This is a genomic window from Streptomyces sp. NPDC001599 (assembly GCF_042893535.1).
GTDB lineage: Bacteria > Actinomycetota > Actinomycetes > Streptomycetales > Streptomycetaceae > Streptomyces.
The window spans coordinates 261,761-284,643 of the sequence record NZ_JBIAVA010000008.1 but is presented as its reverse complement, the minus strand read 5'-3'; the positions used below and the strand labels follow the sequence as shown (position 1 = coordinate 284,643).

General features: G+C 74.2%; 10 protein-coding genes. 1 reads left to right on the top strand and 9 read right to left on the bottom strand.

The window, feature by feature from the left end; genetic code table 11:
• Positions 1-9 precede the first annotated feature (9 nt).
• Genes ACFYZ3_RS22075 through ACFYZ3_RS22060 form a run of 4 tightly spaced genes read right to left on the bottom strand, consistent with a single transcriptional unit; the run spans position 10 to position 15,456 of the window.
• On the bottom strand, positions 10-2,010 hold the full coding sequence (locus ACFYZ3_RS22075; RefSeq protein ID WP_388520294.1) for a Gfo/Idh/MocA family oxidoreductase: 2,001 nt from the start codon (positions 2,008-2,010) through the stop codon (positions 10-12).
• Entirely contained in the window at positions 2,007-3,158 is a 1,152-nt protein-coding gene (locus ACFYZ3_RS22070) for a saccharopine dehydrogenase NADP-binding domain-containing protein (protein WP_388520291.1), read from the bottom strand. The genes ACFYZ3_RS22075 and ACFYZ3_RS22070 overlap by 4 nt, the downstream gene beginning before the upstream one ends.
• The gene (locus tag ACFYZ3_RS22065) at positions 3,155-8,686 is read right to left on the bottom strand and encodes an amino acid adenylation domain-containing protein (protein WP_388520288.1); all 5,532 of its coding nucleotides are present in this window, start codon (positions 8,684-8,686) and stop codon (positions 3,155-3,157) included. The genes ACFYZ3_RS22070 and ACFYZ3_RS22065 overlap by 4 nt, the downstream gene beginning before the upstream one ends.
• Positions 8,683-15,456, bottom strand: a complete 6,774-nt coding sequence (locus ACFYZ3_RS22060) for an amino acid adenylation domain-containing protein (protein WP_388520285.1) — start codon at positions 15,454-15,456, stop codon at positions 8,683-8,685. Before ACFYZ3_RS22060 ends, ACFYZ3_RS22065 begins: the two co-directional genes overlap by 4 nt.
• A 128-nt stretch (positions 15,457-15,584) precedes the next feature.
• Here ACFYZ3_RS22060 and ACFYZ3_RS22055 point away from each other — a divergent pair, with 128 nt between their 5' ends.
• Entirely contained in the window at positions 15,585-17,234 is a 1,650-nt protein-coding gene (locus ACFYZ3_RS22055; protein ID WP_388520282.1) for a (2,3-dihydroxybenzoyl)adenylate synthase, read from the top strand.
• A 62-nt stretch (positions 17,235-17,296) separates the two neighbouring features.
• On the opposite strand, the gene ACFYZ3_RS22050 is transcribed toward ACFYZ3_RS22055, so the two are convergent.
• From ACFYZ3_RS22050 to ACFYZ3_RS22030, 5 genes are all read right to left on the bottom strand, one after another.
• Positions 17,297-18,925: an ABC transporter ATP-binding protein gene (locus ACFYZ3_RS22050; RefSeq protein WP_388520280.1), complete on the bottom strand. Its 1,629-nt coding sequence runs from the start codon at positions 18,923-18,925 to the stop codon at positions 17,297-17,299.
• Positions 18,922-19,776 carry an ABC transporter permease subunit gene (locus ACFYZ3_RS22045; RefSeq protein ID WP_388520277.1) on the bottom strand — a complete coding sequence of 285 codons (855 nt, stop codon included), beginning with the start codon at positions 19,774-19,776 and terminating at the stop codon, positions 18,922-18,924. Before ACFYZ3_RS22045 ends, ACFYZ3_RS22050 begins: the two co-directional genes overlap by 4 nt.
• On the bottom strand, positions 19,773-20,723 hold the full coding sequence (locus ACFYZ3_RS22040) for an ABC transporter permease (protein WP_388520273.1): 951 nt from the start codon (positions 20,721-20,723) through the stop codon (positions 19,773-19,775). Before ACFYZ3_RS22040 ends, ACFYZ3_RS22045 begins: the two co-directional genes overlap by 4 nt.
• Positions 20,720-22,306, bottom strand: coding sequence for an ABC transporter substrate-binding protein (locus tag ACFYZ3_RS22035; RefSeq protein WP_388520270.1), 1,587 nt, complete (start codon positions 22,304-22,306; stop codon positions 20,720-20,722). The genes ACFYZ3_RS22040 and ACFYZ3_RS22035 overlap by 4 nt, the downstream gene beginning before the upstream one ends.
• A gap of 111 nt (positions 22,307-22,417) precedes the next feature.
• The gene (locus ACFYZ3_RS22030) at positions 22,418-22,639 is read right to left on the bottom strand and encodes a ferredoxin (RefSeq protein WP_388520267.1); all 222 of its coding nucleotides are present in this window, start codon (positions 22,637-22,639) and stop codon (positions 22,418-22,420) included.
• Positions 22,640-22,883 lie beyond the last annotated feature (244 nt).

Sequence of the window (22,883 nt, the reverse complement as noted above, 5' to 3'; positions counted from 1 at the left end):
CGGTGGTCCTCAGCCGTGGGTGGAGGTGGAAACAGGGACAGGGGTGGTCGGGGCGTCCGGTGCCCGGGTGAGTACGGCCAGCGGGGGCGCTCCGGGGCGGGTGGGCAGGGCGCGTGCGGTCATCCCGGACTCGGCCGCCACCTCCTTCACCCCGAAGGGCGCCCACCGGTAGGAGTCGTGCACCTCGCGCTCCGCCTCGATGGAGTCGTCGCGGTAGACGCGCCAGGTGGAGTGCAGGCGCATCACGCCGTCCTCGGTCTCGTCCGGCGCTCCGCCGAACGACCACTCGTAGCGCTGCCGTCCGGCGGTGGCGGTGGCGAGCCTGGTCTCGGGGAGCGTCAACGGCTCCTCGAACTGCATGAGTTCGACGACCACCAGTCCGCCGGGGGCCAGCCGCCGGTTCAGCCGTCGCCAGAGCCTGGCTCGTCCGTCGGCGTCGAGGTGGCCGAGGACACCGCACAGCAGGACGGCGCTCACCCGGTCCGGGAGGTCCAGGTCGGGAGCGGCGTCCGGCGTGACGGTGACGCGGGAGCGCAGGTCCGGGTCGCTGAAGACCCGGCTGGTGAGCACCGCGCGCATGCCGGTCGCCGGTTCGCAGGCGAGGATCTCGGCGTCCGGGCGGGCCCGGGCGACGGCCTCGGTGACCAGGCCGGTGCCGGCGCCGATGTCGACCACCGGGCCGCCGCTCAGGTCGGCGTCGGCGAGGAGTGCGGCGACAGCGGGTGCGCTCGCGGTCGCGGTGTGCTCGGCGGCGACGAGGTCGAAGAACTCCGCCGACGGGGTGTAGGGCGAGGCGCTCGAAGGGGCGGCGGCGCGGTGCGCGTCGGCCCCGTCCCTGAGAGCCCCATCCGGATCGGCGCCACCCATGTCGGCCCCATCCGGATCGGCGCCGTCCGTGCCCGTACGGCGCGCGTCGGCGCGAGCCCGCTCCGGGGCGGGGAAGACGTCGCTGACCGCGAGGGGCCGCGGGGTGGCCGGACGGACGATGTCGGGCGGCCCGAGCCGTGCGGCGAGGTCGGTCCAGATGCGGCACACGGCCAGGTCGTACTGGCCCGCACGCAGGGCGTCGCCGCCTTGCGCGACGGCCGCGCAGAGCCCGTCGAGAGCACGGCCGACCGCGTCCGGCCACAGGTCGGAGAAGACGGTGCGGAAGGTGCCCGTGGTCCCCACGACGGCCGTGGTGCCCAGACCCAGGCGGCCGGTGCCGGGTCCGTCGAGGACGAAGCGCCGGTCGGTGTCACGTCCGACGTGCAGCCGGGGACTCCACAGCACGGGGCCGTGGGTGTCGGCCAGGGTGAGGACTCCGCCTTCGGTCCCGATCGAGATCCGGTGCCAGTGCAGGGCGTGGTTGTCCCGGTCCGACGGGTCGAGCTGGTGGTGCACGCGCAGGGTGAGGGGTACGCCCGCCAGCATGCCGTGCAGGGAGCGGAACGGCTGCGGACCGATGTCGGCGGGCAGCGGCGCCGGGTCCGCGAACCGCCAGGGCCGCAGGGTGCCCATCGCCCGCCCGAGGATGTCCACCAGGGGGTGCATCAGGTGGACCGGGGTGGCGGCGTCCACGAAGAGCGGTCGCTGTTGTGCGACGAGCCTGCGGGCGGCGTCGATGAAGTCGCGGACCGGGGCGACGTGCGGGTAGTGGGTGTTGAGGCGGTACTGCACGCCCCGGCGGCGTGCGTGGGTGAGGTTGCCGGTCAACTCGGTGAGGTGGACGGGGTGTTCCTGGAGGACGTGGATGCCCCGGTCCATGAGCGCCCGGGCCAGCTCGGTGCCCTGCCCGCCCGAGATGGCGGAGCTCACCGCCACGCACGCGGCGTCGATGCCGGCCGGGAGGTCGTCGACGTCCGTGTAGTGGGGAACGCCGAGTCGCTCCGCGCAGGCCCGCGAGGCGGCCGAGCCCCGGCTCAGGATGCCGGCCGGCGCGTATCCGGGGCGCCGGTGGGCCGCCTCGGCGTAGAAGCGGCCGAAGTTCGTGCCGCAGACCAGCACCCTGAAGGGCGTCGATGTGTTCACAGCACGCCCTCTTCCACCTGGTCGGTGCCGGCCGCCGCTCCGGTGGGCCGGAGGTCGGCGACGTTCCGGTCGCGCAGGTGCCGCACCACGGCGTCGGGGTCGAGTACGTCGCAGGCGAAGTGCACGCCCGCCGGTACCCCGCCCCGCAGCACCGCGTCCACCGCGAGCGCGCCCACGGCCGCGGTGAGCCGGTAGCTGCTGGCCGCGCGCAGGGTCAGTCCCGCGGCGGCCGGCCGCCCGGACGCGGTGCCCGACAGCTCGAAGTCCATGACGTACCAGGGCTTGCGCCCGGCCAGGTCGAGGTCGGCGGCGAGGATCAGCCGGTCGGCCAGCTCCGCCGGGTCGTCCCCGGCGGCGAGGCGGCCCGGCAGCTGGTTGAGCAGCGCCCGTACGGCGGGGCCGGGGTGGACGTTGTACCAGTCGAGCCGGTCGAGGCCGAGGACGGTGGCGAGGCGTTCGCTCTCTCCGCTGAGGTACGGCTGGAGGGCCACCTGCCCCGGGAAGGACGGGTGCGCGGTGTCCTCGGCGGTGCGCAGGGCGCGCGGGACGCGCCGGCCGCCGCGGACGGCGGCGAGGGCCTCGCCGTAGGCCGCGCCGTCCGCGCCTCCGGAGGTGAGGGAGAGCATGAGGTCGTGCGCCACCGTCGGTGAGCAGGTCTCCAGACCGCCGCAGTGCGCGGTCAGCGCGGAGGCGCCGTCCAGGCCCTGCCCGGCCAGCCAGCGGGGCAGGAGGCTGGACAGGCCGGGCAGGGCTCCGGCGGACAGGACGACCGTGCGGCCGTCGCGGGCCGGGTCACCGGCCTCGCGGAGGTCTTCGGCGGCCGGGTCGTCCCCGGCCACGTCGACGCAGTGCGCCGCGGCGGCGAGTGCGGCGGAGGCCACCGTGGCGCGCAGCCGGTAGGTGGGCCCGACGCAGTTGAGGACGATGTCGCAGCCCTCGGTGAAGGCGCGCAGGCCGTCCGGTGCGTCGGCGTCCGCCCACACGGTCTCGTCGTGGCCCGCCGGTTCCTCCTCGGCGACCGCGCACAGGGCCGAGACGGTCCGGCCCCCCAGGCGGAGCCCGGTGTGGCCGAGCGCGCGCAACTCGCGTACGGCGGCGCGGCCCACCGCCCCGGAGGCGCCCAGGACTCCGATCACGGGCTTGGTCATCGGGTGATCGCCCCCTGGGTCAGCTCGCCGAGGGTCTTGAGGATTCCGGGGGCGTGTTCGACGGACAGGCAGCTGTAGTGGTCTCCGCCGATGTCGACGATGTCCAGGTCTCCCAGGGTCAGTTCCTCCCAGTAGGCGGTGACGGCGTCCTTGCTGCCGGGGAAGGGGTAGGCGCCGTCGTGGCGCAGGAAGGTGATGTCACCCGCGTAGGGCTCCGCCCGGTAGCGGGTGATGGCGAAGACGCTCTGGCGGAAGGCGAGGAAGAGCCGTGTCATGTGGTCGGGTTCGTAGGTGCCGGCCGATGCGGGCACCGCCTCGCACATCCGGGCGATACGGGTGGCGCGGGGGATGTCGGCGAGCCGCCGGAAGCGGCTCGCGACGTCCTCGAACTCCTCGCCCGGCGCGGCGAGTCCGCCGTCCGGCAGAACGCCGGGACTGGCGGCCAGGACGGCGTCGGCCGCGGCGGCCACCCGGTACTGGTCGTCCGGGAACCCGAGGTCGGCCGGGTCGATGCCCATCATGACGGCGAAGGAGTACTCGGCGAGGAGTTCGTCGTCCAGGCGGAAGCGGGGGCTGTGGCTGCTGATGACGGTGAGGCTCTCCACCTCTGCTCCCGACTCGGCCAGGTTGCGGGCCACTTCGGTCGCGATCAGGCCACCCAGGCAGTAGCCGACGACGTGGAAGCGGCTGCGGCCGTCCGCCGTCAGCGCCCGCGCGTAGTCGGCCGCCATCCGCTCGATGAGTCCGTCCGGCGGTGCGGCGAGGAATCCGCCGAGGTCCGGGACCTCCACGCCGACGACCTCGGCGAGGCCCGGCGAGCGGCGCCTGATCTCGGTGATCAGGGCCCGGTACGGCATGATCGTGGCGGTTCCGGCGTGCACCAGCACGGTCGTCGGCTCGTCCTCGGAGCGCGAGCCGTGCAGGTGGATCACCGGGTCCGTGCGTACGGCACCGGACGCGGGCCCGTCCTCGGGACCGGCCAGGGCGCGCAGGAACCCGGCGAGACCCGCGACCGTGGGTCTGCGCAGCATGTGGCGCAGGACGACCTCCCACTCCAGGTCCGCCGCCTGCGGTACGCGTTCCCGCAGCCGGCCCACCATCCGGGCCACCAGCAGCGAGTCGCCGCCCAGGTCGAAGAAGTCGTCGTTGCGGGTGACGCGTTCGACCGCGAGGAGTTCCGACCACAGGTCGGCCAGGCTGTTCTCCAGCTCGTCCTTCGGCTGCTCGTCCACGACGACCGGTGCGCTCTCCCGGGGCAGCCAGGACCGCAGGCGCGCGCGGTCGGTCTTGCCGTTCGCCGTGCGGGGCAGGGTGTCGACGACCTGCCACACCGTGGGGAGCATGTACTCCGGGAGCCGGGTGGCCGCCGTTCGGGCCAGTTCCCCCACCGGCACGTGGTGCCGGTCGTCCTTCATCGTGGCGATGAACACCTCCTGCCCGGTGCGTGCCAGGGCGTCCCGGGCGTCGGGCAGCGAGGTGACCCCGGACGCGTCGTGCCCGTCGAGGAGGGCACGCCACTGGGTGTGGGTGAGGAAGGACTGCCCGGTGTGCTCGCGCACGTCGGTCCAGGTCCGGCCGGCGACCTCCAGGAACTCCATGGAGACCAGCAGCGGGAGGTTCTCGTCGCGGGTGTTCTCCACGAACACGAGCTGTCCGCCCGGTACGAGCAGTTCCCGCAGTCTGCCCACGGCGGCGTCCGCGTCGGCGGCGGCGTGCAGCGTGTTGGCGCAGACCACGACGTCGAAGGTGTTGGGCAGCAGCTGCTGGGCGCGCGGGTCCTCGTCGACGTCGAAGCGCTGGTAGCGGACCCAGTCGTGGTCGGCGAAGCGCTCGCGGGCTTCGTTCAGGAAGAACGCCGAGGGATCGGTGAACAGGTAGTCGACGCCGTACTCGGCGAGGACCGGCACCAGTTCGCCGGTGGTGCCGCCGACGCCGCCGCCGACCTCCAGCACCCGCAGCCGCTCCTCGCCGGTGTGGCCCGCGGCGATCTCGCGCAGCGCGGCGACCACGGCGCGGTTGAGGTGCCGGATGGCGAGGTTGTCCCGGTAGGCGGCGTCCGCGGCCTCGGTCGCCGCGCCCGGGAAGAGCAGGTCCCGGATGCCGACGTCCCCGCAGACCAGCTCGGGCAGCCGCTCGGCGCAGGTGCGCATGACGGTGAGCAGTTCGGTGCTCCACCCGATCTCGTGCTCCAGTTCGGCGGCCCGCCGCCACCGGCGCTCGGCCTCGGGCGCGGGGACGGGGCGCAGGCCGGTGTAGGTCGCGTCGGCGTCCCGGTGGGTGAGCAGGTCCCGGGCGGCGAGGGCGCGCAGCCAGCGGCGCACGATGTGCCGGTGGCGCGGTGTGGCCCGCAGTGCCGTGCCCACCTCCTCCGCGGTGCGTGCCGCGGCCGAGTCGAACACTCCGGAAGCGGCGAGGACCCGGGTCATCTCGGCGACGGCCACGTCGTCGAGGGCGGCCAGGAAGTCGGTGAGCCGTGCGGCGTCGACGGCCGCGGCCGCCTCGCGTACGACGTCGGCGGCTGCCGTGCGCGCCCGTTCGCGGCTCGTCACGGCGGGCCCGCCGCCGTCCTTGCGTACCGTCTCGACGAACGCGGCCAGGCGCCGCCCGCCCGCCGCCGAGTCGTCCACGACGACTGCGCCCGCCGCGACCGCGGGGTGGGTCTGTACGGCGGCCTCCACCTCGGCGAGTTCGACCCGGTAGCCGCGGATCTTGATCTGGGCGTCCTCCCGGCCCAGGAACTCGATGGTCCCGTCGGGCAGGTAGCGGCCGAGGTCGCCCGTGCGGTAGAGCCGCTCTCCGGTGGCGGGGTCGGTGAGGAACCGTTGTGCCGTGCGCTCGCCGTCGCCGAAGTAGCCCAGGGCGACACCGGCACCGCCGATGTACAGCTCGCCCGGAACCCATTCGGGCCGCGGCCGCAGGTGCCGGTCGAGCACGGCGAACGTCTGGTTGGTCAGGGGCTTGCCGTACGGGATGCTGGGGCGGGCGGTGTCGACCTCGCCGATCGGGTGGGCGATGGACCAGATGGAGCCCTCGGTGGCTCCGCCGAGGGAGACGATCTCCAGTCCGGGCAGGAGTTCGCGGGCCTGGTCGGGCAGCGAGACCGGTATCCAGTCGCCCGATATCAGTGCCAGGCGCAGTGAGCCGTCGTCGGTGGGCGGCTCGGAGCGGAGCCAGTCGCACAGCATGTGGAGCTGGCCGGGCACGGAGTTCCACACCGTGACGCCGAAGTCGCGGACGAGTTCGGCCCAGTGGGAGGGGTCGCCGCGCCGGTCGGACCGGGGCAGGACGAGGGTGGCGCCCACGGCGAGCGGTCCGAACAGGTCGTAGACGGACAGGTCGAAGCCGAGTCCGGCGATGCCGAGGACACGGTCGCGCTCGTCGACGCCGAAGCGGCGGTTGATGTCCTCGACGGTGTTGAGGGCGGCCCGGTGGCTGATCATCACGCCCTTGGGCGTGCCGGTGGAGCCCGAGGTGTAGATGACGTACGCGAGGTCGTCCGGGTCCCGGCGGGCAGCGGGCGCGCGGTCGGCGTGGGCCTCCTCCACGAGGTCCACGGCGACGGGCGACACCGCCGACGGGAGGTCCTCGAGTTCGGCGAGCCAGGACTGGGTGAGGACGGTGCGGACGCCCGCGTCCGCGATGATCGTGTTCCGGCGGGCCGCCGGCTGGGCCGTGTCGACGGGCAGGTAGGCGCCGCCCGCCATGAGGATGCCGAGGACGGCGACGACTTGCTCCCAGCCCTTGTCCATCCAGATGGCCACCGGTTCCCCGGGGCGCAGTCCGGAGTCCGTCAGCTGCTGCGCGATTCCCGTGGCGCGGGCCACGAGCTGCCGGTAGGAGAGGGCCAGTTCGGGAGCGCGGACCGCGATCGCGTCCGGTGTGGTCCGTGCCCGGGCGAGTACGGGTTCGTGGAGCAGGGCGTCCGGGAGGGGGCCCCCGGTCGCGTTGACCGCGTCCCGGCGGGCCGCCTGCGCCGGGGGCAGCGGGATGCGCACGGGCGCGTCCCATGCCTTCTCACCTGCCTCGCCCTCGGCCGAGAGCGACCGCACGAGCGCCGTGTACGCCTCGAACATGGCGTCGGCCGCCCCGGGGGCGAGCGCGCCCTCCCGGATGTCCCAGGACAGGCTGAGGGCCTCGCCGCGGTGCATGACCTGGCAGTCGAGCCACACCTGCGGTGTCCGGGTCACGGCGTACTCCACCTCGGGGGGCACGCCCTCGGACGTGGCGCCCGCGCCCAGGGCGCTGGTGAAGACGACCGGCATGAGGACCGGACCGCCGGCCCTGCGGGAGAGTTCGGCGAGCACCTCCGAGCCGGTGAACAGCGGGTGCGCGAGGTCTTCGAGGAGCTGTTCGCCCACGGCCCCGGTCCGTTCGGCGAAGGTGGCCGGGGTGTCGAGATCGACGGCGAGGAGTTCGAGCGAGGTGAAGTCACCGACGAGGCGGTCGATGTCCTCGTGCAGGGCGGGCCGGTCGACGGTGGGCACGTTGAGCGTGAACCGGCTGGTCCGCGACCAGGAGCCGACCGTCTCGGCGTACGCGGTGAGAAGGGCCGTCGAGACGGTCAGCCCGCGCCGCGCGGCACGTTCGGTGAGCCGGTCCCGGTCGGCCGCAGGCAGCAGGACCTCCAGTCGGCAAAACGCCACCGCGTCGCCGCCGGACGCCGGGCCGCGGCCCGCCTCTCCCGGGTCGCCCACCGCGGCCTGCCAGGCTTCGGCGAGGGGAAGTTCGGGGGCGGGCGGCAGGGTGTCGAGCCGTCGGGTCCAGTAGGCGCGGTCGCGGGCGTGGCCGTCGGTGTCGGCAAGGGCGCGGCGGGCCAGGACGTAGTCGCGGAACGTGATCCGCGGCGCGTCGGCGAGAGCGGTGCCGCCGTAGCTCCGCCGGAACTCGGCGAGCAGGATCCGCAGGCTGGCGTGGTCGACGACGAGCATGTCGAAGGAGAGGTGCAGTACGGCCCGCCTGCCGGTCCGGGTCACGTGCACGTCGAAGAGGGGCCACTGGTCGGTGGGCGCCTCGCGGGCGGACAGCCGCGCCCGGGTGTGCCGCACCCGTTCCTCGGCGGTGGCGGCCGGCAGCGCGGTCAGGTCGTCGGCCCCGACGGACAGCGCGGGCACCTCGGGCAGGACCCGCTGGTGGCCGTCCTGGTGGATGACGGCGCGGAGCATGTCGTGCCGCTGGACCAGTTGCCGCCACACGGAGGTGACGCGGTCGACGTCGAGGTCGGGGTATGCCAGCTCCACGTAGGCGTGGCAGCCGACGCCCCCGTAGGCGTAGGCGTCGGTGCGGCCGATGAGGTAGGCGGCCTGGATGTCCGTCAGCGGGAACGGTTCGTGGCGGTGGCCGGGGTCGGCGCGCAGCGCGGGCTCCCCGGCCTCGAGGTGGCGCAGGATGGCTTCCTTGTGGGTGCGCAGTTCGGCTCGGTGCGTGTCGGTGAGCCGGCCCTGCGGGGCCCGGAACCGCAGTTGTCCGTCCTGGGCCCACAGCACCACGCCTTCGTCCGCGTAGCGGGCCAGCAGTTCAGCGATGTTCACAGCTCTCCGGTCTCGTAGGCGGTCCCGTGGGCCGCGAGCGTTCGGGTGATGTCCGCGGCGAGCGCGGCGATGGTCGGTGCGGCGAAGAAGCGTCGGGCGGGCACGGCGGCCCCGAAGCGGCGCTCGATCGCCGTGAGCAGGCGCAGCGCGGTGAGGCTGTCGCCGCCGACGGTGAAGAAGTTGGCGTTGCGGTCCGGCGACCCGTGCGGCAGACATGCGTGCCAGAGCGCGGCGAGGGCCGTCTCGGTCTCGCCCCGCGGCGGCTCGGCGACGGTGGAGACCGCCTCGGGTCCCGCGAGGCCGGTCAGGGCGGCCCGGTCGACCTTGCCGTTCGCGGTGAGGGGCAGAGCGGGCAGCAACAGGATGCGGGACGGGACGGCGTAGCCCGGCACCCGCTCGGCCAGCAGGCCGAGGAGATCCTCGGTGAGTTCGGGGTTCTCGACCGGCTCGGTGCCCTCGGCGGGCGGCGGCTCGTGGGGTACGGCGGGCGGCGGCTCGTGCGGTACGGCGAACGCCACCAGGCGCCTGGCGGTGCGCTCCCCGACGGCGAGGACGGCGGCGCGGGCGACGGCCGGGTGCGCCTCCAGCGCGGCCTCGACCTCGCCGGCCTCGATGCGGTGGCCGGCGATCTTCAGCTGGCTGTCGAGCCGGCCGAGGAACTCCAGCAGTCCGTCGCCCCGGAACCGGCCCAGGTCTCCTGTCCGGTACCAGCGCCGCCCGTCCCGTTCGACGAACTTCTCGGCGGTGCGGGCCGGATCGGCCAGGTAGCCGCGGGCCAGTCCCGCGCCGCCGATCCACAGTTCGCCGGGGGCCCAGTCGGGGCAGTCCCGGCCGTCCCGGCCGACCACGCGGTAGTGCTGCCCGGTCAGGGGCCGTCCGTAGGGGATGGACACCCACCGGGGGTCGGGTTCCGTGACGGTGAGGGTGTTGGACCAGATGGCGGCTTCCGTGGCTCCGCCCATGGCGACGAAGGCGCAGGGCCGCCCGGTCCGGGCGCGCAGCCGGGCGGGCAGGTCGAGGGCGATCCAGTCGCCGGAGACCAGTGCGGTCCGCAGCCCCGCGATCCGGCGGTCTTCCCGTCCCCCCTCTTCCCCCTGTCCGTCCTGCCCGTCCTGCCCGTCCGCGTCGAGCAGCAGGTCGAGCAGGGCGGGGACGGTGTTCCAGACGGTCACGCCGTACCGGTCCAGCAGGTCGGGCCAGCGGGCCGGTTCACGTCGTTGGTCCTCGGTGGGCAGCAGGAGGGAGCCGCCCGCGGCGAGCAGTCCGAAGACGTCGTACACGGACAGGTCGAAGTCCAGTGCCGACAGGGCGAAGACGCGGTCGTCGCCACGGATGCCGTGACGGGCGTTGATGTCCGCGATCGTGTTCCAGGCGGCGGCATGGGTGATCTCGACGCCCTTGGGCTCGCCCGTGGAGCCCGACGTGAAGATCACGTAGGCGAGCGCGTCGGGAGACGTTGCGACCGGCGTGGACAGCGCCTCGCCGCCCTGCGTGTCCGCGAGGGACAGGGTGCGGGGGCCGGGGTCGTCCGTGGCGGGCCAGCCGCCCAGGACGAGGTCGAAACCGGCCGTGGCGTGCACCCGTTCCAGCCGTGCGGCGGGCTGTTCGAGGCTCAGGGGGACGTAGGCGGCGCCGGCCGCGAGGGTGCCGAGGACGGCCGCGATCTGTTCCGGGCCCTTGGGCAGGGTGACCGCGACCAGGTCGCCCGGCCGTACCCCGGCGTCGCCGAGCGCGGCGGCGGTGCGCAGCGCCTGTCCGGCGAGGGTCTTGTAGGTCACCTCCTCCCCCGCCGTCGTGACGAGGGCGGTGCGGTCGGGGGCGGCCGCCGCGTGGGTGAAGAACAGCTGGTGCAGCGGGCGCGGCGTGACCGGTTCCAGGGCGGCCTCCCGTGCGGCGGCGTCCCGACGTTCGTACTGGGAGGCGGGCACCAGGTCGGGGAGCGGTGCCTCCCAGTCACCGTCCACGAGGTGCCGCAGCAGCCGTCCGTACGCGGAGAACATCGCGTCCAGCACACCCTCGGCGAACAGTTCCTCGACGGCGTCCCAGGTGACGACCAGGTTCCCGGACTCCTCGGTGACCTGGTTGTCCAGGCAGACCTGCGGGGACTGGGAGATGCCCCAGACCTTCGGGGGGAGTCCGGTGCCCGGTCCGGCCAGCGTCGCGTCCCCGACGCCGATGGCGCTGGTGAAGACCACGGGTGCGGCGGCGTCCACGGTGCCCGTGCGCCGGCCGAACTCCCGCAGCAGCCAGTCGACGGGTACGTCGGCGTGGTCGAGGTCCTCGGCCTGACGGCGTTGCAGCTCGGCGGCCGCCGCCCGCCAGGCAGCGCCTTCGCGCCGGTAGCCGGCGAGGGACAGGGAGGTGAAGTCGCCCAGTACCCGGTGGATGTGGGGGTGGACGTCACGCCGGTTGAAGAGGGTGAGCGTGACGGTCACGGCGTCGGTCCCGCTCCAGGCCGCCAGGACCTCCGCGTACAGGGCGAGCAGGACGGTGGACGGGGTCAGGCCGTGCCGGGCGGCGTCCCGCTTGACGGCCTGCCAGTCCCCGGCGGGCAGGCTCAGCCGGCGCCGGGTGAAGAGGGGTGCGTCCAGCGTCGCCGGGTCCCTTTCGAAGGGGAGGGCGGGCGGCGGCGGCAGTTCGGGCAGACGGGCCTGCCAGTGGACGCGGGCCCGCTCGGTCGACTCGGGGTCGGGCGGGAGGCGGGTCAGGTAGTCGCGGAACGACACGCCGACGGGCGGCAGTTCGTGGTCCGGGTCGGCGTAGAGGGCGTTCAGTTCGGCGTAGAGCGTGGTGATGGAGAGCGCGTCGAGCACGAGGTAGTCCAGGCCGATGCCGATCCGGGTCCGTAGGTGGCCGCCGTTCTCGTCGGCGTCCTCGTCCGCGGGGTGGCGCACCGCCTCGATGGCGAAGAGCGGCCAGCGGGCCGGGTCGCGGACCTGCTGGGACAGGCGGGCGCGCAGGCCGGCCAGGGCCTCGGCCGCGCCGTCGGCAGGTGCGTCCTCCACCGGTACGCGCACCGGCGGTACGTCGGGCAGGACACGCTGGTGTCCGTCCTCGACGACCGCACGGAGCATGCCGTGCCGTCGCACCAGGGTGTTCCAGGCGCGCTCCAGCCGGTCCAGGTCGACGTCGGTGCCGTCGAACTCCGTGTAGTGCCAGGTGCCTACGCCGCCCAGGGTGAATCGGGGGTCGCGGCCGGTGTGGTAGGCGGCCTGGACGTCCGTCAGCGGGAACGGCTCGTGCGCGTGGTCCGGATCGGGCAGGACGACGGGAGCGGTGGCCGCGACCGGCTCCTCGTCGGTGGCCGTCGGGGGGTGCAGCGTCTCGCAGAAGTGCCGGAGTACGGGGCGGGCGAAGAGGTCGGCCACGCGGGCGTCCGGGAAGCCCGTGGCGCGCAGCCGGCCGATCATGCGGGTCGCGACGAGTGAGTCGCCACCCAGCAGGAAGAAGCCGCTCTCGCGGCCCACTTCGGCCACGCCGAGCAGGTCGGCCCATTCGGCCGCCACGGCGGTCTCCACCGGGCCGGTCGGCGCCGACGTGCGGGGTCCGGGCCGGCCGGCGGCCTCGGTCAGTGCCTGGCGGACGGCCGTCCGGTCGAGCTTGCCGTTGGCGGTCAACGGCAGGTCGGGCAGGACGAGGACGCGCTCGGGGACCATGTGGGCGGGGAGGCGTTCCGCCGCCCGCAGGCGGATCTCGTCCGGGTCGGGTGCCGCCCCGGGCGCGGACACGGCCGCGGCGAGGTGGCGTACGGGGGTGTCGAGGACGGTCGCGACCGCGTGCAGGACGGCGGGGTCGTCCTCCAGCGCGGATTCGACCTCGCCCAGTTCGATGCGGTGGCCGCCGATCTTCACCTGGTGGTCGGCGCGGCCGAGGAACTCCAGCACACCGTCGGGCCGGTAGCGGGCCAGGTCGCCGCTGCGGTACCAGCGTTCGCCGTCGTGGTCGACGAAGCGTTCCGCCGTACGTTCGGGGTCCGCGCGGTAGCCGTTGGCCACGCCGGGGCCGCCGATCCACAGCTCGCCCGGGACGAGATCGGGGCAGTCGCGGCCGCGTCCGTCCACGACACGGGCCCGCATGTTGCGCAGCGGAACGCCGTAGGGAACGGACTTCCAGGCGGGGTCGGTCTCCTCCACCTCGAACACCGTGGAGTGGACGGCGGCCTCGGTCATGCCGCCGAGCGCCACGAAACGGCAGCCGGGGACGAGCGCGCGGAGTCTGCGGGGCTGGTCGAGCCCGATCCAGTCGCCGCCGAGCAGCACCATGCGCAGGGAGTCCCCGAGGCCCTCGTCCTCCCCCGCGGCCATCAGCAGGTCCAGCAGGGCGGGCACGCACTGGACCAGCGTCACCCCGTGCGTGCGCACCAGCCGCGCCCAGTGGTGGGCGTCGCGGCGGTGCTCCTGTCCGACGGCCACCACCTGGCCGCCGAGGGACAGCGGGGCGAAGACGTCCCAGGTGGCGAGGTCGAAGTCCAGCGCGGAGATGGCGAGCGTGCGGTCCGCCGGGCCGAGCCCGAGCTGCGCCTCCATCGCCTCGACGGTGTTGACGACCGCCCGGTGCGACACCTCGACGCCCTTGGGCAGTCCCGTCGAGCCGGACGTGAACAGCACGTAGGCGGCCAGGCCTGGGTCCGGCCGGACGACCGGCGCAGGCCGGAGCCCCGAGGCGTCCTCCACGAGCACCACCGGGGCCGGGGAGACGTCCTCGCACAGGTGGGCGTGGTCCCGGTCGGTGAGTACGACGGAGGCACCGGCCACCGCGTGGATGCGTTGGCGGCGCACGGCGGGCTGTTCCACGCCGACGGGGGCGTAGGCCGCGCCCGCGGCCAGGATGCCGAGGACCGCGGTGATCTGGTCGTCGCCCTTGGGCAGGGTGACGGCGACGGTGTCGCCCTCCCGTACGCCGTGGTTGTGCAGCAGCGTGGCGATCCGCCGTGCGGCGTGGGCGAGTTCGCCGTAGGTGAGGGTGTCGCCGGTCGTGCGGACGACCGCGGTGCGGTCCGGCTCGGTCTCGGCCAGCCGGAAGAAGCGGGTGTGCAGGGCGCGGTCCGCGACGGGCGTGGCGGGCAGGGCGGCCTGCGCGCGCCGGGACAGGACGCCGGGGGCGAGCAGGCCGTCCACGGGCCGGTCCCAGGCGTCGGGATCGGTCACCAGACGGGTGACGAGGCGGCGGTAGGCGTCGAACGCGGCGTCGGGCACGCCGGCCTCGAACACGCCGTCCCGCACGTCCCAGTTGAGGAGGAGACCACCGTCGAGTTCGGTGACCTGGGCGTCCAGATACACCTGCGGGCCCTGCGAGATGATCCAGGAGGGGCGGCCGAAGGACTTCTGGACGTCCTGTTCGAAGATCTCCCCCAGTCCGATGGCGCTCGTGTACACGACGGGAGCCAGTACCGGGGCACCCTCGGCGCGGGCGAGGTCGCGCAGCACCTCGACACCGCCGTAGGCGCCGTGGGAGATTCCCGCCCGCAGCCGCTCCTGGAGGCCGCGGGCCTGCCGGGAGAAGGGAAGGGGCGCGCTCAGGTCCGCGTCGAGCAGGACCGAGCTGCTGAAGTCGCCGACGAGTCCGGCCACTTCGGGTGCGAACATCTCCCGGTCGAACAGCGGCAGGTTGAGGAGGAAGCGCCGGCTGTCGCTCCAGGCGGCGATCACCTCGGCGAAGGCGGTGGCGAGGGCGGCGGCGGGAGTGACGGCGTGCCGACGCGCGGCGCCGAGCAGGGCGGCCTTGTCGGCGGGGCCGAGCCAGTGGTGCAGGCGGCGGGAGTGGGTCAGGGTGCGGTCGTCCGCGGTGACCGGAGTCAGGGGGTCTACGGTCGTCGGCAGTCGCGGAGCCCGCGGCAGCTCCGGCAGGCGCTCGCGCCACCAGGCGGCGTCCCGCTCACGCTCGGTCCGTCGCCGGGCGTCGTGCTCCGCGAGGTAGCGGCGGTAGTCGAGCCCGAGTTCGCGCGGGGGTTCGTCGGGACACTCGTAGAAGCGGCGCAGGTCGGACAGGAGGACCCGCAGGCTCAGCGCGTCACCGGCCATCATGTCCAGGTCGATCTGGAGGCGGGTCCTGCCGTCGGGGAGCAGGCACAGGGCCGTGCGGAAGACGTCACCGGCGCCGATGTCCGGGCGGGTGTGGGTGTTGCGCTCGCGCAGGCGTTCCAGCGCGGACTCGGCCTCGACGGGGGCGAGTTCCCGCAGGTCGTGGACGGTGAGCGGCGCCCCGGCGGCACCGAAGCGCTGCCGGCCGTCCTCGTCGAAGACGGCCCTGAGCATGCCGTGCCGCAGCACGAGCGCCCGCAGGGCGGTGTCCAGCCGGGCCGGGTCGACGCCGTGGCCGTCGAGTTCGACGTAGAAGTGCGCGGCGACGCCGCCGAGAGGCTGTCCGTCCTGGCGTCCGATCCAGTAGGCGTGCTGCATCGTGGCCAGCGGGAAGGAGTCCGAGTCCGGCTCCGCCCCGGTCACCGGCGGCTGCGGCCCGGGCGGGGCGGTGGCGGCCGTGTCGTGCCGCGCGGCCCGCCCGAGCAGGGCCGTCCAGTCCCGCAGGGTCGGCCTGCTCGTGAGGTCCTGGAAGGTGACCGTGCTGCCCTCGCGCCGCCAGGTGCCGACCAGGGACATCAAGGCCAGTGAGTCGAGGCCGAGTTCGAAGAGGTCACGGTCGTCGTCCAACTCCTCCGGTGCGATCTCCAGCGCGCCTGCCACGGCTTCCCGCACCGCGGCGGGGGCGTGGCGGTCGCGGCTGCCGACGTCTCCTTCCGCTGTCCGCGCCTGGACGACTGCTTCTTCGCTCACTGGTGCTGCCTTCCGGTCGGACGGTGCTAGATAGAAATGATTATCATTTCTATAGTTCACATCGTAATCACATGCCGGGACTCGGCGCCAGAGCCGGAGGCCCGGCAGATGAATGAGAGGCGTAGCCCGTGAGCGAGACTCAACGGACCTGGTCCGAAGCCGAATCGGCGCGTTACCGTGCCGTCGGCCACTGGCAGGGGGTGACCTTCGCCGCCCGGCTGCGGGAGAGTGCGGCGGTCCATGGAGGGCACGTCGCCCTGGTCGACGGCGACCGGCGGTGGACCTACGCGGAGCTGGACGCCGAGGCGGACCGCGTCGCCCTCGGGTTGCGGGGACTCGGGATCGGGCGGGGCGACCGCGTGGTGGTCCAGCTCCCCAACTGCGCGGAGTTCGTGCTGGTGTGGTTCGGGCTGCAACGCGTCGGTGCCGTTCCGGTGCACGCCATGCCGGGCCACCGGCGCCTGGAGATCGGCCACCTGGTGCGCGTGGCGGGCGCCGTGGCCTGCGTGGTGCCCGACCGGCACGCCCGGTTCGACCACCGCGAACTGATGCGCGAGGTACGGGCGGAGCAGGGGCCGGGCGGCTCGCTGCGGCACGTCGTGGTGGTCGGCGATCCCGGGACCGACGAAGGCTTCGTCCCCTTCGAGGCGCTGCGGACGGACCCACCGTCCGCGTCGGGTCCCGGGTCCGACCCAGCATCCGGCGAGGACGCGGCGGACGCCGCCGATGTCGCCCTCCTGCTGCTGTCCGGCGGCACCACGGGACTTCCCAAGCTCATCCCGCGCACCCACGACGACTACTCCTACAACGCGCGTGCCTGCGCGGAGGTCTGCGCACTCGACGCGCGCACCGTGTACCTCGCGGTGCTGCCCCTCGGGTTCAACTTCGCCTTCGCCTGCCCCGGTGTGCTGGGCACCCTGATGGCCGGGGGGACCGTCGTCGTCGCGCCCGACCCCAGCCCGCAGACGGCGTTCGCCCTCGTCGAGCGGGAGGGCGTGACCCTGACCTCGCTGACGCCCCCGCTCGTCCCCCACTGGACGGACGAGGCCGCGTCCGGCTCCTGGGACCTCGGCAGCCTCTCGGTGGTGCAGGTCGGCGGGGCGCGGCTGCCCGAGGACCACGCCCGCAGGCTCGGACCGGCGCTCGGGGTGACCGTGCAACAGGTCTTCGGCATGGCGGAGGGCCTGATCAACCTCACCCGCCTCGACGACCCCGAGGACCTGGTCTGCGCCACCCAGGGCCGGCCGGTCTCGCCGGACGACGAGGTGCTCGTGGTGGACGCCGACGGCAGGCCCGTGCCGGACGGTACGGCGGGTGAGCTGCTCACCCGAGGTCCGTACACGTTGCGTGGCTACTACCGCGCCGAGGAGCACAACCGCACCGCGTTCACGCCGGACGGCTACTACCGCTCCGGAGACGTGGTGCGGCGTCTGACGTCCGGTCACCTCGTGGTGGTGGGGCGGCTCAAGGACCAGATCAACCGTGGCGGCGAGAAGGTCGCCGCGGTGGAGGTGGAGGAGCAGCTGCTGACGCATCCCGCGATCACGGCGGCGGCCCTGGTCGGGGTGCCGGACGAGCGGTGGGGTGAGCGGTCGGTCGCCTTCGTCGTGTGTACGGGGGCGGCTCCCGGCATCCGGGCGGTCGCCGCCCATCTGAAGGAGCGCGGGCTGGCCGGGTACAAGGCTCCGGACGAGGTGGTGCGGGTTCCCCGGCTTCCGCTCACCGCGGTCGGGAAGGTCGACAAGGCCGCACTGGCACGGCAGTTGCCCCGGCGGTGAGGCCCGGCGCGGAGGAGCGCCCGGTGACCCGGGTGCTCCTCCCGCCTGCCGTAAGACGTCCGTCACCGCCGCTGGTCCGGTACGGCGAGGACGGCACCGTCGGCGTAGGTGAGCAGTGCCCTGGTGACGGGGTGCTCGGGGGCGGTGAGCACCCGGTCCACGGGCCCGGCCTCGGCCACCCGGCCCGCGTCCAGGACGACGACCCGCTCCGCGTGGTGGGCGGCGGCCGTCAGGTCGTGCGTCACCATCACGACCGTCACTCCCAGTGTCCGGCGCAGCGAGTCCAGCAGGGCCAGGACTCCGCTCGCGGTCTCCCGGTCCAGCGCGGAGGTGATCTCGTCACAGACCAGGACACGCGGCTGCGCGGCCAACGTCCGGGCCAGCGCGACGCGTTGGCGCTGGCCTCCCGACAGCTCCCCCGGCCGGCGGGCCAGCACGTCGGCGTCCAGTGCGACCAGGTCGAGCAGCCGTACGGCTTCGCGGGAGGCGTCGGCGGCGGGATGGCGCAGCCCGAGGGGCCGCATGAGCGCGGCGCGCACGGACTCCCGTGGGTTGAGGGCACCGCGCGCATCCTGGGCGACGAGCTGCACCGGGGCGCCGCGCCCTCGCTCCGCGCCGTCCTCCCGCCATTCGACGCTCCCCCGCGCGGGCCGGTGCAGCCCCGCGAGGCACCGGGCGAGGGTGGTCTTGCCGGAACCCGAGGGACCCACGACGGCGGTGCAGGAGCCTGCCGGGACGGTGAGGGAGATGTCGTGCAGCACGGACACACGCCCGTGGGCCGCGTCCAGCCCCCGCACGGACAGCGCGCCGCCGGAGCGGGTACGCGGCGCAGTGCCGGAGCCGGTACGCGGCGCAGTGCCGGAGCCGCCGGTACGCGGCGCACCGCCCGGGCCGGGGACGCTGCCGGCCGGGAGGCCCGCGGACGACCGCGGGGCGGGCACCGGCACTTCGGGCTTCCCGGCACCGGCGATCCGGCCCTCTTCCAGGCGGACGACGTCGTGCGCCACGGACGCGATCCACGCCGGGTCGTGGCTGACCAGCAGAGCGGCGCGGTCCCCGTCGGACAGGACCTCGGCCAGCAGGCCGCGCATCCGGTCCGCCAGGACCGTGTCCAGACCGCTGGTGGGCTCGTCGAGGACCAGCAGGGCGGGCGTACCCGCCAGGGCGAGGGCGAGAGCGACTCGTTGCGCCTGCCCTCCCGACACCTGACGCGGCAGCCGCCGCCGGAACTGCCGGTCGGCGGGCAGCCGCACGGACAGCAGCAGTTCCTCGACCTGCGCGCGGACCGCGTGCGCACGCCTCGCGGGCGAGCGCAGTCGGACCGCTTCCGCGATCTGCGTGCCGATCCGGAGCGCGGGGTTGAGCGAGGAGGCGGGGTCCTGCCCCAGGAACGACACCACCCGCCCACGCAGTCGGCGGGCGTCCGCGCGGTCGAACGGGTCGAGTCCGGCCACGCGGACGGTCCCGGAGCGCACCTCCAGGCCGGGGCGGACATGCCCGAGCAAGCTGTACGCCAGGCTGCTCTTGCCCGATCCCGACCTGCCGACCACCCCCAGCACCCGTCCGCGCGGCATCGTGAGGCGGGCGTCGTGCAGGACGGGCGGGCCGCCCTGCACCGGTCCGAGGGACAGCCCGCTGATCTCGACCAGCGGGTCCGCACCCGACGGGCCAGCGGTCGCGTTCCCGGTCATGCGGCTCCCTTCCCCACCGTGTCCGCCAGTCGTCCGGCCAGCAGACCGACGCAGACGGACAGCAGTACGAGCAGCAGGGCGGGCGCGAGAAGGGGCGCGGCGGCCAGTGTCGCCCCGGGGGCGTTCTCGCTCACCATGCGTCCCCAGTCGGGCGCCGCTCCTCCCCGTCCGAGGCCGAGGAAGCCCGCGGTGGCGGTGAGGTGAAGGGAGGCGACCAGGCGCAGCGCGGTGTCCATGAGGGCCGGTCCGGCGATGTTGGGCAGCACGTCGTGGCGCAGCACCGCCCTACGGGTGTCGCCCCGGGCCAGGGACGCCTCGACGTAACCGCTGTGCAGCACCGTGTCCGCCGCGGCTCGCAGCACCCGGGTGGAGAAGGGGGCGGTGGCCAGGGCGACGGCTGTCACCAGGGCGGCGTCGCTGCCGGGGAAACCGGCGGCCAGCACGAGGACGACCAGGAGGGCGGGGAGCACGGCGAGGGCGTCCACGCAGCGGACCGTCAGGTCGCCCAGCCGGCGGGAGACCATGGCCGCCAGGACACCGGCGCTCATGCCGACGGCGCCGGCCGCCGCCGTTCCCGCCAGCGCGGTGAGGACGATGGTGCGGCCGCCGCCGAGCACCCGGCTCGCCACGTCCCTGCCCAGCACGTCGGTGCCGAGGAGGAACTGCCCGTCCGGCTGCTGGAAGGGTGCGGCGAGCTGCGCGGTGGGGCTGTGCGGCGCGGCCAGCGGACCCAGGAGGGCGAGGAGGAGTACGAGCAGCGTGGCCGCCCCGGTGAGCAGCGGCGGTCGTGGGCGTCCTGCGGTGCGGGCCGTGCGTGCCCGCCTCCGCGGTGGTGTCAGTACCGTCGTCATCGGCTGTGCCCCTTCCTCGCCCCCAGCAGACGCGCGCAGACGTCGCCCAGGAGCAGCACCGCGAGCATCACCGCGACCAGGGCGGTGGCGATGCCCTGCACCATGGGCACGTCCCGTGCCGCGACGGCCAGTTGCAGCTCCCGGCCGATGCCCGGGTAGTCGAAGACGTTCTCCACCACCACCGCCGAGCCGACCAGGGCCCCCGTGGTGAGGGTGAGCGCCTGCACGGCCGGTCCGGCCGCGTTGGGCAGGATGTGGCGTACCGCGAGTCGCACGCCGCGCACGCCGTTGAGCCGTGCGGCTTCGCAGTACGGCGTGGCCGCCGTGTCCGCGACGGAGGCCCGCAGCAGTCGGGTGGCCACCGCCAGGCCGACCGCGCTGAGCGTCAGTACGGGCAGCACCAGCGCGTGCGGGACGTCGAGCGGGGTGCCGCCCAGGGGGATGACGGAGACACGCGGCAGCAGCTCCAGCCACACCGCCAGTACCGCGACGAGCAGTGCGGCGACGACGAACTCCGGTACGGCGGCCAGGACCTGGGCGGACGTCGAGACGAACCGGTCGGCGACGCCGCCGCGCAGCCCCGTCCACAGGCCGAGCAGCGTGGCGAGCGGCGCGGTGACCGCGAGCGTCAGTCCGGCGAGGAGCAGGCTGTTGGGCAGGCGGGTGGCGAGCACGTCGGTGACCGGCCGCTCCCCCACGAAGCCGCGGCCCAGATCCCCCCGGACCGCGCCCGCCGCCCAGTCGGCGTACCGCTCGACGGCGGGCCGGTCCAGCCCGAGTCCGGCCCGGACCTCGGCGCGTTGCGCCTCGGAGGCGTCCACACCGGCGACCGCGCTGACGGCGTCTCCGGGAAGGACCGCTGTGGCCGCGAAGACCGCGGCCGACAGCAGGACGAGGAGGACGGCCGCCCCCGCGAGGCGACGGGCCGCGAAGGCGAGCAGGTTCACGCCAGCGACGCCCGGGAGAAGCCGGGGAACTGTTCGAAGAGGTCGTCGGGTATCCCGTCGACCCCCTTGGCCTGGGCGTTCAGGTTCGGCTTGAAGACCGGCACCACCTGATTGCCCTCTTCCCAGCGCGTGCGCTGGGCCTGCGTGCCCAGTTGCCTCGCCCGCTCCGGGTCGCGCTCGGCGCGCGCCCTGGCCACGAGGGTGTCGGTCGCGGACTTCTTCCAGCCGAAGGCGGACGGCGATCCGCCCGCCGTGTTCATCTGGTAGGTGGTCAGCGCGGGAATGGGCATCTGGTACGAGCCGGCCAGCTGCAGTGCCGAGTAGGCGGGGAAGTCGGCGTAGAGCTGGCCCGGGGGCAGCTCACGGACGGACGCCCGCACGCCGATCTTCTTCAGGTCCTCGACGAAGAGGGTGGCCATCTCCACCATGCCCGGCGTCTCGGGGCCGGTGGTCAGCTGGACCTTCACCCCGTCGGCACCGGCCTCCTCCAGGAGGGCGCGGGCCCGTTCCGGATCGTGGGCGCGCTGGGGGATGCCGTCGGCGTAGTCGGGGAAGCCGAGGGAGGGCAGGTCGTTGCCGATCTCGGCGTTGCCGTAGAACACGGTCTTCACCATGGCCTCGCGGTCGACCGCGAGTTTGAACGCCTCCCTGACCCGCGGGTCGTCGAAGGGCTCGGCGCTCATGTTCAGCTGGAAGGAGAGACCGACCAGGTAGGGACTCCTCGTGGGGGCCAGTTCGACCTTCGCGTCGTCGGCGAGGGTGCGCGCGGTGACGGGCGAGAGGTCGTGGGCGAAGTCCACCGCGCCGCCGGTGAGCGCCCCCGCTCTGGCCGTCGAGTCCGCGATGGACCGCAGCTCCAGGCCGTCGAGGTGGGGCACGTGACCGTAGTGGTCGTCGTAGCGCTCGAACGCCGAGCCCTGGCCGGCCGTGAATCCGGTCAGCCGGAAGGGGCCGCAGCTGGGCATGGACTCGCGGAAGTCCTTGGTGCCGTCCTTGACGACGAGGAAGTTGCCCTGACAGAGGATCAGGCGGCCGTCGGCGATGGGCCGCAGGGTGGGCAGTACGACCTTCAGGTCGCCGTCGGCCTTGGCGCGCGCGAGGTCGAAGTTGGCGGCGGCGAGCCGGTACACGGGCAGTTTGCTCCGGGCCGCGAGCGCGCTGAGCGAGTGCAGGATGTCGGCGGAGGTCAGCCGGGAGCCGTCGGTGAAGCGGACGCCGGGCCGCACGTGCAGTGTGTAGGCCGACAGGTCGTCGGCGATGTCGATTCCCTTGAGCACGCCGTACCGCACCCCGTCGGGGCCGCTGGGATCGAGGTTGCCCAGGGTGCCGTGCCAGGCCCGGGCCCGTACGAGGTCCAGTGCGGAGGGGCCGTTGAAGAAGTCCAGGGTCTCGGAGGCGCCGCCGCCGACGAAGGCGGCGCGGAGCGTGCCGCCGGAGCGGGGCGAGGACCCCGGTCCGGGCTCTCCGGCGGAGCCGGGCTCGTCGGTGGAGCACGCCGCCAGCAGGCCGGGTCCCACCGCGAGAGCCGCGGCGCCCGCCGCGCCACGACGGAGGAAGGCACGGCGATCGATCTGTCTGGACATGCTTCTCCTTGACGTTCTGCTGAGCTGAACCGGGCGCCGCGCGACAGCTGCGGCGCGTGAAGTGAGGCGGGAAGAAGGGAGGGGAGGCCGGAAGACGGGCGGCCCGCGGGACTACCGAAGAGTGAGCGCTCCGGACGGGCAGGCCCGTACGGCCGCACGCACGGCGTCGGACTCGGCGGCGGAGGGCCGCTCGGCGAGCACGCGCACGAGCCCGTCCTCCTCGTCCTGGTCGAAGACACCGGGCGCGGCGAGGACGCACTGCCCCGCTCCGGCACACCGGTCCCGCTCCACGCCGACTCTCCCGGATCCGAACGCCTGGCCTGCCAAGGACATGAGGGCCCCTCCCCTGCAGCCGCGGACGCGGCCGACACGCGATGGTCAGACGTTAATAGAAAACGACATTCATCTTCAACCATGGGTCCGTACCGCCGAGCCCCACCATGCCCAGCCACCACCACCCAGGTGACAGGTATGCGACCGACAGGATGTCAACATGCCGATCAGAGCAGGTGAAATCTCCTGAACACCGCTGGAATCGCCAGAGAAGACAATGCTCGACCCGACGGCTCCGCCGAGA

Excerpts from the sequence above, each read along its gene's own strand:
- ACFYZ3_RS22030 (WP_388520267.1), bottom strand. The coding sequence starts at position 22,639 with ATGTCCTTGGCAGGCCAGGCGTTCGGATCCGGGAGAGTCGGCGTGGAG.
- ACFYZ3_RS22070 (WP_388520291.1), bottom strand. The coding sequence starts at position 3,158 with ATGACCAAGCCCGTGATCGGAGTCCTGGGCGCCTCCGGGGCGGTGGGC.
- ACFYZ3_RS22050 (WP_388520280.1), bottom strand. The coding sequence starts at position 18,925 with ATGACCGGGAACGCGACCGCTGGCCCGTCGGGTGCGGACCCGCTGGTC.
- ACFYZ3_RS22035 (WP_388520270.1), bottom strand. The coding sequence starts at position 22,306 with ATGTCCAGACAGATCGATCGCCGTGCCTTCCTCCGTCGTGGCGCGGCG.
- ACFYZ3_RS22045 (WP_388520277.1), bottom strand. The coding sequence starts at position 19,776 with ATGACGACGGTACTGACACCACCGCGGAGGCGGGCACGCACGGCCCGC.